Origin of the sequence: Micromonospora sp. NPDC002575 (assembly GCF_042889525.1) — a bacterium.
GTDB classification, from domain to species: Bacteria; Actinomycetota; Actinomycetes; order Mycobacteriales; family Micromonosporaceae; genus Micromonospora; species Micromonospora carbonacea.
Map to the genome: position 1 here is coordinate 217,502 of NZ_JBIARA010000003.1, position 15,929 is coordinate 233,430.

The window sequence follows — 15,929 nt, forward strand, 5'->3', positions numbered from 1 at the left end:
CGGTCGGATAACGGGCGCGAACCTTTCCGTACCCGCAGTGGGTCTCTGTGTCCGTCGGCTCCGCGGGGGGCCCGGGGAGGCAGCGCGATGGTGCTGGTGTGGAGGCGGGCGTGGGCCGCCCGGGGGCTGTTGTCCGCCGCGTTGGTGGCGGCCCTGGTGGCGGTGGCCCTCGTCACCGGGCTGGCCGACTACAGCCGGCGGGCCGTCGACGCGGGGCAGCGGGCCGTGCTTGCCGCGTCGCCCGCCCAGGAGCGCAGCCTGCTGGTCAGCGGCTCGGGCGGCCCCGACCGGGCCGCCTTCGCCGCCCGGGACCGGGCGGTCCGCGACCGCTTCGCCGCCGGGCTCGGCGGGGCGGCGGCGACGGTGCGCGGGGCCCGCTACGGGACGGGGCGGGAGCTGACCGGCGACCTCGGCGCCGCCCGGGTCGGCGACGACCCGGTCTTCGCCGAGCTGACCACCCTGGAGGACCTGGCCGGGCACGCCGAGCTGGTGGCGGGGCGGCAGCCCCAGGGCGGGGCCGTGCCGACGCAGGTGCTCCTGCCGGAGCGGGTCGCCGGGGTGCTCGGCCTGACCGTCGGCGAGCGGGTGCCGCTGCGCGACCGGGCCACCGAGCGCACCGGCGAGGTGGAGCTGGTCGGCCTCTTCCGGCCGAGGGACCCCGCCGGGTCGTACTGGCGGCTCGCGCCGGGCGCCGTCGCCGCAGGCTCCGAGACGTCGTACGGGCCGTTCCTGCTCGATCCGGCCGACTTCGACCGGACGTTCCCCGGCACCACCTCGGCGGCCTGGCTGGTCGAGCCCGACCTGGCGGCGGTCGGGCCGGGCCGGCTGGACGCCGTGCGGCGCGCCGTCGCCACGGAGGTCGCCGACCTGCCCGGGGCGACGGGCCTCGGCGCCTCCGCGCAGACCGTCACCACCATGGACCGGCTGATCGACCGGCTGACCCGCGCCGACCTGGTGGGCCGGTCGTCGCTGCTCACCCCGCTGCTGCTCGTCCTCGTCCTCGGCGGGTACGCGCTGGTCCTGGTGGCAGCCCTGCTCAACGAGGACCGCCGGGGGCAGACGGCGCTGCTGCGCGCCCGGGGCGCGGCCCGGGCACAGATCGCCGGGCTGGCGGTGCGGGAGGCCGCCCTGGTGGTCCTGCCGGCCGCGCTGCTCGGGCCGCCGATCGCCGCCGAGGCCCTGCGCCGGATCGGCCACGAACAGGGCTGGTCCGAGCTGACCGCCCCCGGCGGCACGACCCTCACCTGGGCGGTCGCCTCCGCCGCGGCGGCCGGCTGCCTGGTGGCCATGGCGCTGCCGGCGCTGCGCCGTGCCGGCACGTACGTCGCCGACATGGCGGCCCGGTCGCGGCCGGGCCGGGGCGCGGCGGCCCAGCGGATCGGCGTCGACCTGGCCCTGGTCGGCCTGGCGGTGCTGGCCTGGACGCAGCTGCGGCGGTACTCGTCCCCGCTGGCCGGCGCCGACGGCCGGCTCGGCGTCGACCCGTTGCTGGTGGCGGCGCCCACGCTCGGCGTGCTCGCCGGTGCCGTCGTCGCGCTGCGCCTGCTGCCACCGGCGGCCCGGCTCGCCGAACGGTTCGTCGACCGGCGGCCGTGGCTGGCCGCGACGCTGGGCATGTGGCAGGCGGGCCGCCGGCCGCACGCCGGTCCGGTGCTGCTGCTCGCGCTCGCCGTGGGCGGGAGCACCCTGGCCTGGTCGCTGGTGACCACGGGGGAGCGGTCGCACGTCGACCAGGCGGACTTCACCGTCGGGGCCGACCTGCGGCTGGTCGAGCGGTCCGGGGCCGCTCCTGCCGAGCGGGCCGGCCGCCTCGCCGCCGCGCCCGGCGTGGACCGGGCGGTGCCGGCCTGGCGCGACGACATCCGGGTGGGCCGCGAGGACCTGCCGGTCAGCGTGCTGAGCCTGGACGCGGCGGCGGCGTCCGACGTGGTCCGGTTCGACGAGCGGCTCGCCGGCGAGCCGCCCCGGGCACTCTTCGACCGGCAGGTACGCGGCCGGGCCGCGCCCCTCGGCGTCGAGCTGCCCGCCGCCGCCCGCCGGCTCGCCGGCACGGTCGCCACCCCCGTGGCCAATGCCGTCAGGCCGCACCCGGTCCGGGTGTCCGTCCTGCTCACGACCGCCGACGGGGGCGCGTGGAAGCTGCCGCTGGCCAGCGCGGGCAGCGACGGCCGGCCCGTGCCGGTGGCCGTGGACCTGCCGGACAACGGCGGCCGGGCCTACCGGCTGGCCGGGTTCGACGTCGACGGCGGGCCGGCGCTCGGCTCCGGCTACCGGCTGGAGGTGACCGGGCTGCGCACGCTGGACGCGGCCGGCGCGGCCAGCCCGGTGCCGCTGGCCGGCGACTGGGTGCCCCGGCTGGACGACCCGGGAAGCGCGGAGCCGGCCTGGTTCGCTGACGGCGTGCTGCGCGCCGGCCGGAAGATGGAGCGCGTCGCGGGCGGCCGGTTCGCGACGCAGCCGACCAGCCGCTTCGCCGTGGTGCCGGCCGGCACGGGCCCACCGGTCCCGGCGCTGATCACGCCGCAGGTGGCCCGCGCGCTGAGCGTCGGGCGGGGCGACACGCTGGACGTCGGCCTCTCCGGGGTGACGCTCACCGTCGAGGTGGTCGGGGAGATCGACGCGGTCCCGGCCAGCGGCGGGGCGGCCGGCGGCATGCTGCTGGACCTGCCGGCGGCCACGGACTGGCTGCTGCGGGCCACGGGCACCGTCCGCCCGGTCTCGGAGTGGTGGATCCGCACCGGGACCGGCGAATCCGCCGAGGCGGCGCGGGCGGCGGCGGACCTGCCGGGGGTGACCGTGCTGGACCGGCGGGTGACGGCGGCGGAGGCCGGCCGCGACCCGTACTGGCTCGGCACCCGCACGGGGCTGCTCGCGGCGGCGGCGGGTTCCGTCCTGCTCGCCCTGGTCGGGCTGGGCGTGGACGTCTGGGCCACCGCGCGCCGACGGATCGGCGAGCTCGCGGTCCTGCACACCCTGGGCGCACCGGCGCGGCTGCTCGCCCGCGCCCTGCTCACCGAGCAGACCTTCCTGGCCGGCATCGGCGTCGGGGTCGGGCTGCTGGTCGGTGCCGGGGTGGGCGCCACCATGGCACCGCTGGTGGTGCTCACCCGGTCGGCGGACCGGCCGGTGCCGGAGGCGGCCTTCGCGCTGCCCTGGCTGCCCGTCGCCGGCACCGCCCTCGGCCTGCTGCTGGCGGCGCTCGCGTTCAGCACGGTGATCGCCTCCGGCGTCCGCCAGCGCGTCGCGGCGGCCCAACTACGGATCGGCGGAGAGCGATGACTAGGGGCGACACCAAGGGACCTCGGGCAGCGGTGTTCGGCGGCGGCGGGACCGCGCTGGCCGGGGCCGTCCGCCGGGTGCGGGCGTTCGCGGGGCAGTTCCTCCTGCTGGGGCTGCTGGCGCTGGTGGCCGCGCTGCTGGTGACCGCGGTTCCGCGTACGGCCGACCGGCTCGCCGAGCAGGGGCTGCGGGAACACGTCGCCGGCCGGCCGGCCGCCGAGCGGGACCTCACCCTCACCGCCCCCGAGCTGCCGGCCGGGGGCGGCGGGGTCGTCACGCCGGTCACCGCGGACCGGGGCCAGGAACTCGACAGGCTCCAGGCGGGCCTGCCCGAGGCCGTCCGGGAGGCGGTGCAGAGCCGGTGGTTCCTCGCGGAGACCGCCTTGAGCCGGCTGACCGGGCCCGACCTCGCGGCGAAGAACTACCTCGTCGTCGCCCGGCTCCGCGCGGCGTCGGGCGTCACCGGGGCGGCCACCCTGACCGAGGGACGCTGGCCGGCGGAGGCGGTGGGCGCGGCGCAGCCCGTCGAGGTCGCGCTGGCCGCCGACACGGCCCGCAAGCTGAACCTCCGTGCGGGCAGCCGGCTGCGGTTCAGCGGCGCCGACGGGGAGTCGCTGCCGCTGCTCGTGGCGGGCGTCTTCGAGCCCGTGCGCACCGGGGACGGCGTCTGGAACACCCTGCCGTCGGCGCTGCGGGTGACCGAGCCGGCCGGCGACGCGGAGCCGTACGAGATGGTGGCGCTGACCAGCGACGCGGGCCTGGACGCGGCGATCGCGACCGGCGTGCCCGTCCGGTTCTCCTGGCGCTACCGCCTCGGCGGCCTGGACGTGGCCGGCCTGGGCGCCGTCATCGACGGCGTACGGCGGCTGGAGCGCACGCCCCCGGCCGGGCTGAGCGTCACGCAGGCCGTGGACGTCCCGCTGCGGCAGTTCCTCGACGCGGTCTCCGCCGCCCGGACGCTGCTCGCGGTGATCGCCGCCGGGATGTTCGCCACCGTGGCGGGGCTGATCGTGCTCGCGGCCCGCCTGGCGGCCCGCCGCCGGGAGGCCGAGTTCGCCCTGCTGGTGGCCCGGGGCGGCGCACCGACGAGCGGCGCGTGGCGCAGCCTCGCCGAGTCGGCGCTGGTGGTGCCGCCGGCCGCGGCGCTCGGCTGGCTGCTCGGCCGGTTGCTGCCCGGCTCGGCGGCGGCGGGAACCGACTGGCTGGTCCTCGTCGCGGCGGCGCTGGCCACCCTGGCCCTGCCCCTGGCGACGCTGGGCCGCTCGGCCCTGCCGGGCGGCCGACGCGACCTGTCCGGCCGCCGCGCCGGTGGCCGTCGGCTGACCCTCGAACTCCTCGTCGTCGCCCTCGCCGTGCTGGCCGCGTTCCTGATCCGCCGCCGCGGCCTGAGCCCCGGCTCGGTCGATCCGCTGCTGGTCTCGGTGCCGGTGCTGCTGGCCGTCGCCGCCGCGGTGCTGGCGCTGCGGCTCTACCCGTGGCCGCTGCGGCTGCTCGGCCGCGTCGCGGCCCGCACGCGCGGCAGCGTGACGTTCCTCGGGGTGGCCGGGGCGAGCCGGTCGGCGGCCACCGGGCCGGTGGTCGTCGTCGTGGTCGCGGTCGCCACGGCGGCCTTCTGCGGGATCGTGGCGGGCGGGATCGAGGCCGGCCGGGACCGGACGGCCACCATCGCCGTGCCGGCGTCCGCGCTGGTCGACGGGGAGCGGCTGGCCCCGGACACCGGCGCGGCCCTGCGCCGGCTGCCCGGCGTGCGGCGCAGCACCCCGGTGCTGCGGGAGAGCGCGCTGCGGGTCGCCGACGCCCGGGGCGTCGACGCGGGCCTCGCGGCCGTCACCGTGCTGCTGGTCGACGGGCCGGGCCTGGCCGACACGGCGCGCGACGCCGGGGTGGCCGTGTCGGTGCCGCCGGTGCTGCGGGCGGGCCGGTCGCCCGGGCCGGCGCCCGCGCTCGTCTCCCCGGGGCTCGCCGCCGAGCTGGCCCACGCGGGCCTCGACGGGACGGCGCGGGTGGCCGTGCAGGGGTACGCCCAACCGTTCCGGGTGGCCGACACGGCCGACCGCTTCCCGCTGGTCCCGCCCGACGTCGACCGGTTCGTGGTGCTGCCCTGGCAGGCGCTGCCCGAGCCGCTGTCGTCCGGCCTGGCCGCATCCGGCCCGAGCGCACCCGGTCCGGCGTCTCCCAGTCCGAGCGCACCCGGTCCGGGGACGGCCGGTCCGGGCGCGTCCGGCCCGGTGCCGACGGCGTTCCTGGTCTCCGGCGACGGGCTCGACGTGGAGACGCTGCGGCGGGCGGGCGACGAGGGCCAGCGCCGCTACCAGACCGGCGGCAGCTTCGCTGCGGGGGAGCGCCCGCGCGGGGCCGAGGTGACCACCTGGCAGGGCGCCCGCCAGCAGCTCGGCGGCGGCGGCGCGAACGGCCTGCTCGTCTTCGGCTTCGCCGCCGGCGCGGCCGGGGGCGCCGCGTTCGGCCTGCTGGCGATCGCCTTCGCGGTGCTCGCCGGTGCGCGGACGCGGGGGCAGGTGCTGTCCCGGCTGCGCACCCTCGGCCTGTCCCGCCGGCAGTGGCGGGGGCTGCTGCTGGTGGAGCTGACGCCCCTGGTCGCCGCCGCGCTGCTCACCGGCGCGCTCACGGGGGCGCTGCTGCCCGTGCTGCTGACCCCGGCGCTCGGCCTGGCCGCGTTCACCGGCGGCGAGCCGGTCCGGGTCGCGTTCTCGCCCGGGCTGGTCGGGGCGGTGCTGGCGGCCGGCGCGGTGGCGCTGGCCCTCGCGGTGACCGTGGAGACGGTGAACAACCGCCGCATGCGCCTCGGCGAGGTGCTCCGGCTCGGAGAGGGGAGCTGACCGTGTGTGGACACGCGGCGGGGAATGCTGACGATGCGTGGAGAGGGATGCTGAGATGACAGCCACCGTGACGGCGTCCGCCGCGCCGGACCTGGCCACCCTGCAACGACGGGCCGCGCAGCGGGCGGCCGAGCGGGCCGGCGGGCACGACCGGCTGCGCGGGCACATCGTCTGCGACGGCCTGGTGCGGATCTTCAAGACCGACGGGGTCGAGGTGGTCGCGTTGCAGGGGCTCGACCTAATCATCGACCGGGGGGAGCTGGTCGCGATCGTGGGCGCGTCCGGCTCGGGCAAGTCCACCCTGCTGAACATCCTCTCCGGGCTGGACACCCCGACCGCCGGCATCGCCCGGGTCGCCGAGTACGACCTGCTCGCGATGTCCGCCCGCCGCCGGCTGAGCTACCGCCGCCGGATGGCCGGGTTCGTCTGGCAGCAGACCGGCCGCAACCTGCTGCCGTACCTGACCGCGCTGGAGAACGTCGAGCTGCCGATGCGGCTGGCCGGGCGGCGTCCCCGGCGGACCCGCCGGGAGCGGGCCCGCGAGCTGCTCGACCTGGTCGGCGTGGGCCACTGCGCCGACCGGCGGCCGGGTCAGCTCAGCGGCGGGGAGCAGCAGCGCTGCGCGATCGCGGTGGCCGTGGCCAACGACCCGGAGGTGCTCTTCGCCGACGAGCCGACCGGCGAGCTGGACGAGGCCACCGGCGCGGAGGTCTTCGCCGCGCTGCGGCAGATCAACGCGGAGCTGGGGGTGACGGTCGTGGTGGTCACCCACGACCACGCCGTGGCCACCCAGGTCCGCCGGACCGTCGCCATCCGCGACGGCCGGACCGCCTCCGAGGTACGCCGGACCGCGCGCATCGGCGCGGACGGCAGCACCGAGCTGGTCAGCGAGGAGTACGCCGTGCTGGACCGCGCCGGCCGGATGCAACTGCCGGAGTCCTTCGTCGACGCCCTGGCCCTGCGCGACCGGGTGCGGCTGACCCTCGAACCCGACCACGTCGAGGTGCGGCCGGGCGGCCGGGCCGACGCCGAACGGAGTGACGCATGAGCGAGCAGCAGCAGCCCGGTCCCCCCGTCGCCGGGTCGGCCGTGGCCCCCGGGACCGCCCCCGGATTCGCCGCGACCGTGGACGAGGTGGTGCGGGTCGACCGGGTGAGTCGCACCTTCGGCCGGGGTGAACGCGCGGTGCACGCCGTGCGGGACGTCTCGTTCGTCGCCGGGCGGGGGGAACTGGTCGCCGTCCGGGGCCGGTCGGGCGCCGGCAAGACCACCCTGCTGAACCTGGTCGGCGGCCTGGACCGGCCCGACTCCGGCCGGGTGCGGGTGGCCGGGCACGACCTCGGGGCGGCCGGCGAGCGGGAGCTGCTGCGGCTGCGCCGGGGGACCGTCGGGTTCGTCTTCCAGACCTTCGGGCTGATCCCGATCCTCTCCGCCGCCGAGAACGTCGGGGTGCCGCTGCGGCTGGCGAAGGTGCCCGCCGCCGAGCGGGAGGAACGGGTGGCGGTGCTGCTGGAGCTGGTGGGGCTGGGCGGGCACGCCGCGCAGCGGCCGTACGAACTCTCCGGCGGCCAGCAGCAGCGGGTGGCGCTGGCCCGGGCCCTGGCCAACGAGCCGGACCTGCTGATCGCCGACGAGCCCACCGGCCAGCTCGACTCGGAGACGGGCCGGTCCATCATGGACCTGCTCCGCGCCGTGGTGCACGCGCGCGGCATGACCGCCCTGGTCGCCACCCACGACCCGGCCCTCATCGACCTGGCCGACCGCACCCTCACCCTCCGCGACGGCCACCTGACCCCCACCCCCTGACCCGCCCCCGCCTCGCCCCCGCCCCCACCCGCGATCTTGCACTTGCGGCCCCTTCCGTGGGGCATTTGCGCCATTCGTCGGGGCCCAAAGTGCAAGATCGCCGCGGTGGGGGCGGGGTCGGGTCAGAGGGAGAGTTTCATGCCCTCGTGGGAGGCCACGAAGCCCAGGTTGAGGTAGAAGCGGTGGGCGTCGGTGCGGGACTTGTCCGTGGTGAGCTGCACCAGGGCGCAGCCGCGCTGCCTCGCCTGGTCGATCGCCCAGCGGATCATCTCCCCGCCCAGCCCCTGCCCTCGGCGGTCGGAGCGCACCCGCACCGCCTCGATGAGGGACCGCTGGGCGCCGTGCCGGCCGAGGCCGGGAATGTAGGTGATCTGGAGGCAGCCCACGACCGCCCCGCCGTCGTCGGCCACCACGAGATGGTTGCGCGGGTCGGCGGAGATGTCCGCGAAGGCCCGCTCGTACGCGTCGTCCACCTCGCCGACGTCGCGGGCCCGCCCGAGCACGTCGTCGGCGAGCAGGGCGAGGACGGCGGGCAGGTCGGCCCGGACCGCCTCCCGGAAGATCACTGTGCGCATGCCGTCAGCCTGGCACAGCGGCAGCGGCCGATGCCCCGGTCGTAGGCCGGGCACGCTGCCGTCACCGGGCCGGGCAGCGCAGCCCCTCCCGGGGCACCGTCAGCGAGATCAGGTACGCGTCCACCGCCTCGGTCACGCAGCGCGTCTGCGGGTACGCCGTGTGCCCCTCGCCCTCCCAGGTCAGCACCCGGCCCACGCCCAGCATCGAGGCCAGCGTCGCCGTCTGCTCGTAGGGCGTCGCCGGGTCGCCGGTGGTGCCCACCACCACGATCGGCGGCGCGCCGACCGCCTTCCCCGTCGGGTACGGGTCCCGCGCGCCGGGCCACTCGGCGCAGCCGAGCATGCCGACGGCGAGCGCCGGCCCGAACAGCGGGTAGGTCTGCCGCCACTGCGACTGGAGCTCGCGGATGCGCTGCACGCTGGGCTTCGCGGTCTCGTCGGTGCAGTTGACCGCGAGGTTGGCGTCGAAGAGGTTCGAGTATTTCCCGTCGGCGTCGCGGCCGGCGTACGCGTCGGCCAGCCGGAACACCTCGCCCGGGTCGCCGCCGTCCAGCCGCTCGATGGCGTGGGCCAGCTCCTGCCAGCCCGACTCCGTGTAGAGCGAGGAGATGACCGCGTAGAAGACCCAGCCGGCGGTGGCCTCCCGGCCGTCGGCCGCCCTGACCGGGGAGACCTTCGCCTTGTCGATCGCCGAGGTGACCGCCGCCCGGGCGTCCGGGGCGAGCGGGCAGCGCCCGGCGTTGGCCGCGCACCACCGGGTGAAGTTGGCGAACGCCCGCTCGAAGCCCTTCGCCTGGCCCTCCGAGCCGGCCACCAGGTCCTGCGTCGGGTCGACCGCGCCGTCGAGCACCAGGGCCCGCACCCGCTGCGGGTAGAGTTGCGCGTACGTCGCGCCGAGGAGGGTGCCGTAGGAGTAGCCGAGGTAGGTCAGCTTCTCGTCGCCGACCGCCGCGCGCACCGCGTCCATGTCGCGGGCGGCCTGCTCGGTGCCGTAGAGCGGGAGCTGGTCGCCGTACTTGTCGCCGCAGCCGCGCCCGATCCGCTCGTTGAGCGCCACGAACCCGTCGAAGGACGCCACGGACTCCGGGTCGGGGTCGTAGCCGAAGCTGGCGTCGAGGTCGGCGTCGGAGATGCACTTCACGGGGCTGGACCGGGCCACCCCGCGCGGGTCGAAGCCGACGATGTCGAAGCGTTCGGTGACCGACGGGGGCAGGCCGCCGAACGCCGGGCCGAAGGAGAGGTAGACGGCGGTGTCCACGCCGGAGCCGCCCGGGCCGCCCGGGTTGATCACCAGGGAGCCGATCCGGCCGCGCTGCTTCGTCGAGCGGGCCCGCAGCAGGGCGATCTCGAAGGTCTGCCCGGTGCCCGGCCCGGCCGTCGCGCCGCCGCCGGAGCCCCAGTTGCGCGGCACGGCGATGCGGGCGCACTCGTAGCGCATGTCGGGCGCGCGCCGGCCCACCAGGTCGTCGGCGACCTCGGGGCAGGCCCGCCAGGTCGGGGCGGTGCCCGGCGGGGCGGCCTCGCCCGCGCTCTCGGTGCGCGGGGCGAACGCGGGCAGCGTGCAGCCGGCGACGACCACGGCCGCGGCGACGAGCCCGGCGAGGGTCAGCCGGGCCCGGCGGATCCGGTCGGGAATGCGGGTCACCGGCGCGCCTCTCGTGCTCGTGTCGACTGATCCTGTCGACGCCCCAGGCTACGCCCGGCCCGGCGTGGGCTCGGCCGTCGCCGCCGGATCGCCGCGCAGGACCTGGTCGACGTCGTAGCGGATCGGGCGGTCGAGCTGGTCGTAGCCGCAGGACCGGGGGTCGCGGTCGGGCCGCCAGCGGACGAACCGGGCGGTGTGCCGCAGCCGGTCGCCCTCCATCGCGTCGTAGCCCACCTCGGCCACCAGCTCCGGGCGCAGCGGCTCCCACTCCAGGTTCTTCGTGCCCGTCCACCGGCTCACCCCGCCCGGGATGCGCTGGCCGCGCTCGTGGTCGCCGTGCACCCACGGGTGGTCGGGGCCGACCTCCCGGTAGGGGGCCAGCTCGTCCAGCAGCTCCCTGCGGCGGGCGGCGGTGAACGACGAGCTGACCCCGATGTGGTGCAGCACGCCGTCGTCGTCGTAGAGGCCGAGCAGCAGCGAGCCGACCACCGGGCCGGTCTTGTGCCAGCGGAACCCGGCCACCACCACGTCGGCGGTGCGGTTGTGCTTGACCTTGGCCATCAGCCGCTTGCCCGGCTCGTAGGGCAGGTCGGCCGGCTTGGCGATCAGCCCGTCGAGCCCGGCGCCCTCGAACACGTCGAACCAGCGGCGGGCCGTGGCCGGGTCGGTGGTGACCTGGGTGACGTGCACCGGCGGGCGCACCCCGGCCAGGGCCCGCTCCAGCCGGGCCCGGCGCTGCGGGTAGGGCTGGTCGGTCAGCAGCTCGTCGTCGACGGCCAGCAGGTCGAAGGCGACGAAGTCGGCGGGGGTCGTCTCGGCCAGCAGCTTCACCCGGGACGCGGCGGGGTGGATGCGCTGGGCGAGCAGCTCGAAGTCGAGCCGGGGCTGCCCGCCCGGGCCGTCCCGGCGGATCACGATCAGCTCGCCGTCGACGGCGCAGCGCTCGGGGAGCTGCCGCAGGGCCTGCTCGACCACCTCGGGGAAGTAGCGCGTCATCGTCTTGCCGCCCCGGCTGGCCAGCTCCACCTCGTCGCCGTCGCGGAACACGATGCAGCGGAAGCCGTCCCACTTCGGCTCGTACGTCGTGCCGGGGTCGGTGGGCAGCCGGGAGACGGCCTTGGCCAGCATCGGTTCGACCGGCGGGTTGATCGGCAGGTCCACGGCGACAGTCAACCAGACACCACCGACAGTCGTGAGGCGGATCACCGGCGGTGGTGGGGCGGCGTGTCCCCGCACGTCCCGTCCCCGCCCGCGCGACCGGATGGCGTTCGGCCAGCTCGGGGCTACCTTCGCCGGGTGCGGGAGTGGGTCTGCGGGTGCTGCGGGCGCTGGCGGGTCAGCGTCGAGCTGATCCACGGGCGGTACCGGTACCGCCTGGTGCGCCGTTACCCGGCCCGGTTCGGCGGCGGCAAGGACGTCCTCGGCGAGGTGGGCACGGTCGCCGAGCTGGAGGAGCTGCTGCGCCGCCGCACCCCGCTCACCCTGGCCGACCTCCACGAGGCCGCCTGAGCGCCGGCGCGCCCCACGGCCGTACCCTGGCGGGTGTCCCACGCGAGGAGGCCGCCGCCGTGCCCGAGCTGACCTACCCGCACGCCGGCGCGACCCGCGGCGGCGAGCTGCCGGCCGGGTGGCGGCACGTCCGGCACCGGGTGCCGCTGCCCGCCGGGTCCTTCGACGCGGCCGGCGCGGCGGTGCTGGGCTGGCGGCTGCACCGGGCCGCCGGCGTCCGGATCGACGCGACCGCGCCCCACGCCGCCCCCGGGGTCATCGTCGTCTCCCGGCTGGGCGTCGGCCCGCTGCGGCTGGCCGCGCCGTGCGCGGTGGTCTGGGCGGCCGACGACGACCGCCGGGCCGGCTTCGGGTACGGCACGCTGCCCGGCCACCCGGCGCGGGGCGAGGAGGCGTTCGTGGTGGAGCGCGACGACGCCGGGGCCGTCTTTTTCGAGGTGCGCGCGTTCAGCCGGCCGGACCGCTGGTTCATGCGCGCGGCCGGGCCCGCCGGCCGGGCCTTCCAGCGGGGGTACGCCTGGTGGCTGGGCCGCACCCTGCGCCGCCTGTGCGCCCGCCCCGCCGCCTGACGGCGCGGCCCGGTCCGGCGGTCAGTACCGGGCGAAGGAGCGGATCGGCATCCTCGGGCCGTACCTCGGGGCCTGCACGCCCTCGGCGGCGAGCAGCAGGCAGACCCGCCCCCGGTGCCCCCGGAACGGCTCCAGCAGCGCCAGCATCCGGGCGTCGTCGCCGCGCGGCTCGCCGGCCAGGGCCCAGGCCACCGTGTGGGGCACGTGGTAGTCGCCGACGCTTACCGCGTCCGGGTCGCCGTACGCGATCCGCACCACCTCGGCGGCCGTCCACGCGCCGATGCCGCCGATGGCGGTCAGCCGGCGGGTCGCCTCGGCGGCGTCGGCGCAGCGTTCCAGCCGCCCGGCCTCGGCGGCGGCCCGGCGCAGCGTGTCGGCGCGCTTCTGCTCCACTCCGAACGGGTGGAACGCCCAGTACGGCGCGGCGGCCACCGCCGCCGGGTCGGGCGGCAGCAGCAGCGGCTGCATCGGCCCCGGCGCGGGCTCGCCGAAGTGGCGCACGATCGCCGCGTACGCCCGGTATGCCTCCGTGCCGGTGACCTTCTGCTCCAGGATCGCCCGCAGCGCCCGGGCGAAGACCTGGCCGGTGGCCGGCATCCGCAGCCCGGAGTGCCGCGCGGCGAGCCGGGCCACCACCGGGTGCGCGGCGGCCCGCTCGGCGAACCCGGTGAGGTCGTCGCGGAGCCCGGCGACGGCGTCGGCGCGCTCGACGACCCAGTCGGCCCCCGGGCCGTACCCCTCGGCGAGCAGTTCTCCGGCGCCGGCCGGGCGCAGCGCGAGGGTGGCGGGGCCGGCGGGGGTGCGGGCCGCCCACCAGAACGTGCCGGCGGCGATCCGGGCGCACGGGTCGTAGGTGCTGAAGGTGAGCGCCCGCACCGACGCGGCCAGCCGGTAGCCGGCGGGCGGGCGCAGCGCCCGGCGGGCGGAGGGTTCGCTCACGCCGTCACTCTGCCACGGTCCCCGCCGGGCGAGCCGCGGCGGTCCCCGCCGGGCGAGCTGCGGGGGAGCGCACGGCCGCAAGGAGCGGCACCGCCGACGTGGGGAACGTCGGCGGTGCCTCCTTGCCGGAGCGGAGCGGCCGGAACCGGCCGTGGGGCGCGGGGTGGGGGGACCTCGGCGGGCGCGGTTGCTGGCGTCAGCGCGCCCGCCGCCCTCCTCCGCTCCGAAAGGTCCGGCGGATCGCGGCGCCGGCCCATCCTCTTCGGGGGCCGGCGCCGCGGCCGGGACGCGGCGTTGCCGGTACGCCGGTCCGGTTCACGGCGGTGGTCGGTCGTGCCCTCCCCGGCCGCGACCGACCACCGGGTCGGTCAGTACGAGTAGCCGGAGTCCGCCGCGCCCGCGTCGCTGGACGACGGCGGGGCGACCGCCTTCGGGGTGCCGGTCGGCAGGCATTCGAGGTTCTTCTTGCCGTCGGGCTGGGCGACGAACCAGGTGCCGCCGACGCCCTGGCCCTTCCACTGGCCCGGCTTCTTGTCGCCGATGTAGCGGTACAGCGGCCAGCCGCCCAGGGTGATCTGCCGGGTGCCGTCCTGCCGGGTGATGGTGCCGACCTTGTCGTCGGAGACGCCGCTGAGCTGCGGGCTGCCGTCGGTCAGCGCGGGCGGCCACACCTCGGCGCACTTGTCCACGCAGTTGGACGCGGGCGGGTCGTCGGAGTCCTTGTCGAACCGGTAGAGGACCCAGCCCTCCTCGTCGGTGACCACCTTGCCCATCCGGGCCACCTTCTTGCCGACGAGCTGGTCGGTCAGCTCGACGTCGGCCGGCGGCGCGGCGTCCGGGGCCGCGGTGGTGGCCGCCGCGTCGGGGGAGGCCGAAGCCTCCGGTTCCACTGCCGCGGTGGGCTCGGCCGCGGCCACGGCGACCGGCTCGGCCGCGCTCGAGTTCGCTCCGTTGTAGCCTGCGGGAGCGCAGGCCGTAAGTGCGACCATGGCGCTTGCGACGATGACGGTGCGCTTCAGCTGTGCCACGTGCCCTCCTCATTCTTTGCAGTTCGCCGATTGGTACGGGCCGGCCGGCTGTCAAGGTTGAAGGAATAACAGTGGTCAATTTCACTTATCTCGGTTGAACCATTTTCGGCCGCCGCGCGTACCGCCGGACAACCCCTCCGGCGAACTGCGGGCACGCCGAATCGGCGCCGGCCGCGACAGCGACCGACGCCGATTCGGGTACGCGTGCTACATCGGCACCTGCACGAGCGGGCTGGCCACCCCGCTGGCGTCCACCGACTGCACCATCAGCTTGGCGATGTCGTCCTTCGGCACGGAGGTGGCCCCGCTCAGCTCCAGCGGCAGCGGATTGGTGGTGGTGCCGTAGCCGCCCCCGGGCACCGACCAGGTCGACAGGACCTCGGTCGTGCCGTTCTTGCGCACCACCATCAGCCGGCAGGTGCGCGGCCCCGGCAGCCGCTTGAGCTGGAAGTCGATCCGGGTGCCGAAGTCCTTCGAGATCAGCCACATGTTGAGCTGCACGCCGGTGGACGCGTCGACGGCCGTGAACGGCTCGCCCTCCTGCTCGTTGCCGCCGGTGCCCGGGTCGTTCGGGTCGGTGCTCCTGCCCGGGCTCGGCGTGCCCTCGACCGGCGCGGACACCGTCGGCTGCGCGCCGATCCGCGGCGGGGCGTCGCCGCCGGCGACGCTGGCGATGCCGACGCCGGTGAGCCCGCCGAACACCACCACGGCCGCGGCGCTGGCCAGCACCTGCCGCAACCGGGTCCGCCGCCGGTGCGCCCGCACCGCGACAAGCGTCCGGTCCAGCAGGGCCGGGTCGGTGGCGGTCTGCTCCAGGGCCGTCATCGTCTCGCCGTCGATGTCGGAGAGCAGCCCCACCACGGGAACCATCGTCTCCAGCTCCGCGGCGCACGCCCAGCATGTGGCGAGGTGCTCCTCGAACCGCTCGGTGTCGTGCTCGTCCAGCACGCCCAGCGCGTACGCGGCGACGTCCATGTGATCTGCCCGGCTCATTCCGTCACCCCCCTCTCCTGCAGGGCCGTGCGCAGCGCGCGCAGGGCGTAGTAGACCCGCGACTTGGCGGTGCCGAGCGGCAGGCCCAGCTCCTCCGCCGCCTCCGGCACCGTCCGGCCCCGGAAGTACGTCGCCACCAGGATCTCCCGGTGCGACTGACTCAGCGTACGCAGCGCGTCGGCCACCGTCATGGTGCGCAGCACCCGGTCGGTGCTGTCCGACTCGGCGAAGGCCGTCAGGTCCCGGTCGTACGTCTCCGCCGGGCGGGCCTGCTCACTGCGGTGCTCGTCGATGGCGATCCGCCGGGCCACCGTCACCAGCCAGGGCCGCAGCGAGCCCTGCCCCTGCGCGCCGAGGCGGTGGGCGTTGCGCCAGGCCCGCAGCAGCGTCTCCTGCACGATGTCCTCGGCGCGCTGCCGGTCCCCGCCGGTGAGCCGCATCACGAACGCCAGCAGCGGCCCGGCGTGCTCCGCGTAGAGCAGCCGGATCAACTGGTCGGAGTGGCTGGCCTCAGTGGACACGGCCTGGTGCCGCCCGGGTGCCGATCGCGGAGACACCGGGCCATTCTGGCCATCGGCGGGGCGAACGTCGACCCCCCGGGTCGACCTGGACGAGCGGGACTGCGGCTGTGCGCGGGCGGACATCCAGTCCACCCTGACCGCGTCGCCGTGCCAGCCGGCCGCCACCGCATGCATGCAGACCTCCGGGTGTCCGATGACATCAGCCCGACCCCCACCGGGCATGGCCGC

Annotated in this window: 13 protein-coding genes; 6 read left to right on the top strand and 7 right to left on the bottom strand. The window is 77.0% G+C overall.

Going from position 1 to position 15,929, the window contains the following annotated elements; all coding sequences use genetic code 11:
• Positions 1–87 precede the first annotated feature (87 nt).
• The 4 genes from ACFYWL_RS06575 to ACFYWL_RS06590 are packed head-to-tail and all read left to right on the top strand — an operon-like array spanning position 88 to position 7,922.
• Positions 88–3,279: an FtsX-like permease family protein gene (locus ACFYWL_RS06575; RefSeq protein WP_386968247.1), complete on the top strand. Its 3,192-nt coding sequence runs from the start codon at positions 88–90 to the stop codon at positions 3,277–3,279.
• Entirely contained in the window at positions 3,276–6,116 is a 2,841-nt protein-coding gene (locus ACFYWL_RS06580) for a hypothetical protein (protein ID WP_386968249.1), read from the top strand. Before ACFYWL_RS06575 ends, ACFYWL_RS06580 begins: the two co-directional genes overlap by 4 nt.
• Before the next feature lie 55 nt (positions 6,117–6,171).
• Positions 6,172–7,164, top strand: coding sequence for an ABC transporter ATP-binding protein (locus ACFYWL_RS06585; RefSeq protein WP_386968253.1), 993 nt, complete (start codon positions 6,172–6,174; stop codon positions 7,162–7,164).
• Complete coding sequence (locus ACFYWL_RS06590) at positions 7,161–7,922, top strand: ABC transporter ATP-binding protein (protein WP_386968256.1); 762 nt, start codon at positions 7,161–7,163, stop codon at positions 7,920–7,922. Before ACFYWL_RS06585 ends, ACFYWL_RS06590 begins: the two co-directional genes overlap by 4 nt.
• Before the next feature lie 122 nt (positions 7,923–8,044).
• On the opposite strand, the gene ACFYWL_RS06595 is transcribed toward ACFYWL_RS06590, so the two are convergent.
• The 3 genes from ACFYWL_RS06595 to ACFYWL_RS06605 form a co-directional block, all read right to left on the bottom strand.
• Positions 8,045–8,497, bottom strand: a complete 453-nt coding sequence (locus tag ACFYWL_RS06595; protein ID WP_386968259.1) for a GNAT family N-acetyltransferase — start codon at positions 8,495–8,497, stop codon at positions 8,045–8,047.
• Positions 8,498–8,558: 61 nt separating this feature from the next.
• The gene (locus tag ACFYWL_RS06600; protein WP_386968774.1) at positions 8,559–10,121 is read right to left on the bottom strand and encodes an alpha/beta hydrolase; all 1,563 of its coding nucleotides are present in this window, start codon (positions 10,119–10,121) and stop codon (positions 8,559–8,561) included.
• 69 nt (positions 10,122–10,190) lie between these two features.
• On the bottom strand, positions 10,191–11,303 hold the full coding sequence (locus ACFYWL_RS06605) for an ATP-dependent DNA ligase (RefSeq protein ID WP_386968776.1): 1,113 nt from the start codon (positions 11,301–11,303) through the stop codon (positions 10,191–10,193).
• Positions 11,304–11,438: 135 nt separating this feature from the next.
• On the opposite strand from ACFYWL_RS06605, the gene ACFYWL_RS06610 reads away from it, so the two are divergent.
• Together ACFYWL_RS06610 and ACFYWL_RS06615 are read left to right on the top strand one after the other, a co-directional pair.
• Positions 11,439–11,651 (top strand): hypothetical protein, encoded by a 213-nt coding sequence (locus ACFYWL_RS06610; RefSeq protein WP_229404206.1) that lies wholly within the window; start codon positions 11,439–11,441, stop codon positions 11,649–11,651.
• A 59-nt stretch (positions 11,652–11,710) separates the two neighbouring features.
• Positions 11,711–12,220 (top strand): DUF1990 family protein, encoded by a 510-nt coding sequence (locus ACFYWL_RS06615; RefSeq protein ID WP_386968263.1) that lies wholly within the window; start codon positions 11,711–11,713, stop codon positions 12,218–12,220.
• 21 nt (positions 12,221–12,241) lie between these two features.
• Here the strand turns inward: ACFYWL_RS06615 and ACFYWL_RS06620 are convergent, their stop codons facing one another.
• From ACFYWL_RS06620 to ACFYWL_RS06635, 4 genes are all read right to left on the bottom strand, one after another.
• Positions 12,242–13,159 (bottom strand): DNA-3-methyladenine glycosylase family protein, encoded by a 918-nt coding sequence (locus ACFYWL_RS06620; protein ID WP_386968266.1) that lies wholly within the window; start codon positions 13,157–13,159, stop codon positions 12,242–12,244.
• A 368-nt stretch (positions 13,160–13,527) separates the two neighbouring features.
• A complete protein-coding gene (locus ACFYWL_RS06625) occupies positions 13,528–14,187 on the bottom strand; it encodes a hypothetical protein (protein WP_386968268.1) in 660 nt (219 codons plus the stop codon).
• A 207-nt stretch (positions 14,188–14,394) separates the two neighbouring features.
• Positions 14,395–15,180 carry an anti-sigma factor family protein gene (locus ACFYWL_RS06630; RefSeq protein WP_386968271.1) on the bottom strand — a complete coding sequence of 262 codons (786 nt, stop codon included), beginning with the start codon at positions 15,178–15,180 and terminating at the stop codon, positions 14,395–14,397.
• Positions 15,177–15,875 carry a sigma-70 family RNA polymerase sigma factor gene (locus ACFYWL_RS06635; protein ID WP_386968274.1) on the bottom strand — a complete coding sequence of 233 codons (699 nt, stop codon included), beginning with the start codon at positions 15,873–15,875 and terminating at the stop codon, positions 15,177–15,179. Before ACFYWL_RS06635 ends, ACFYWL_RS06630 begins: the two co-directional genes overlap by 4 nt.
• Positions 15,876–15,929 lie beyond the last annotated feature (54 nt).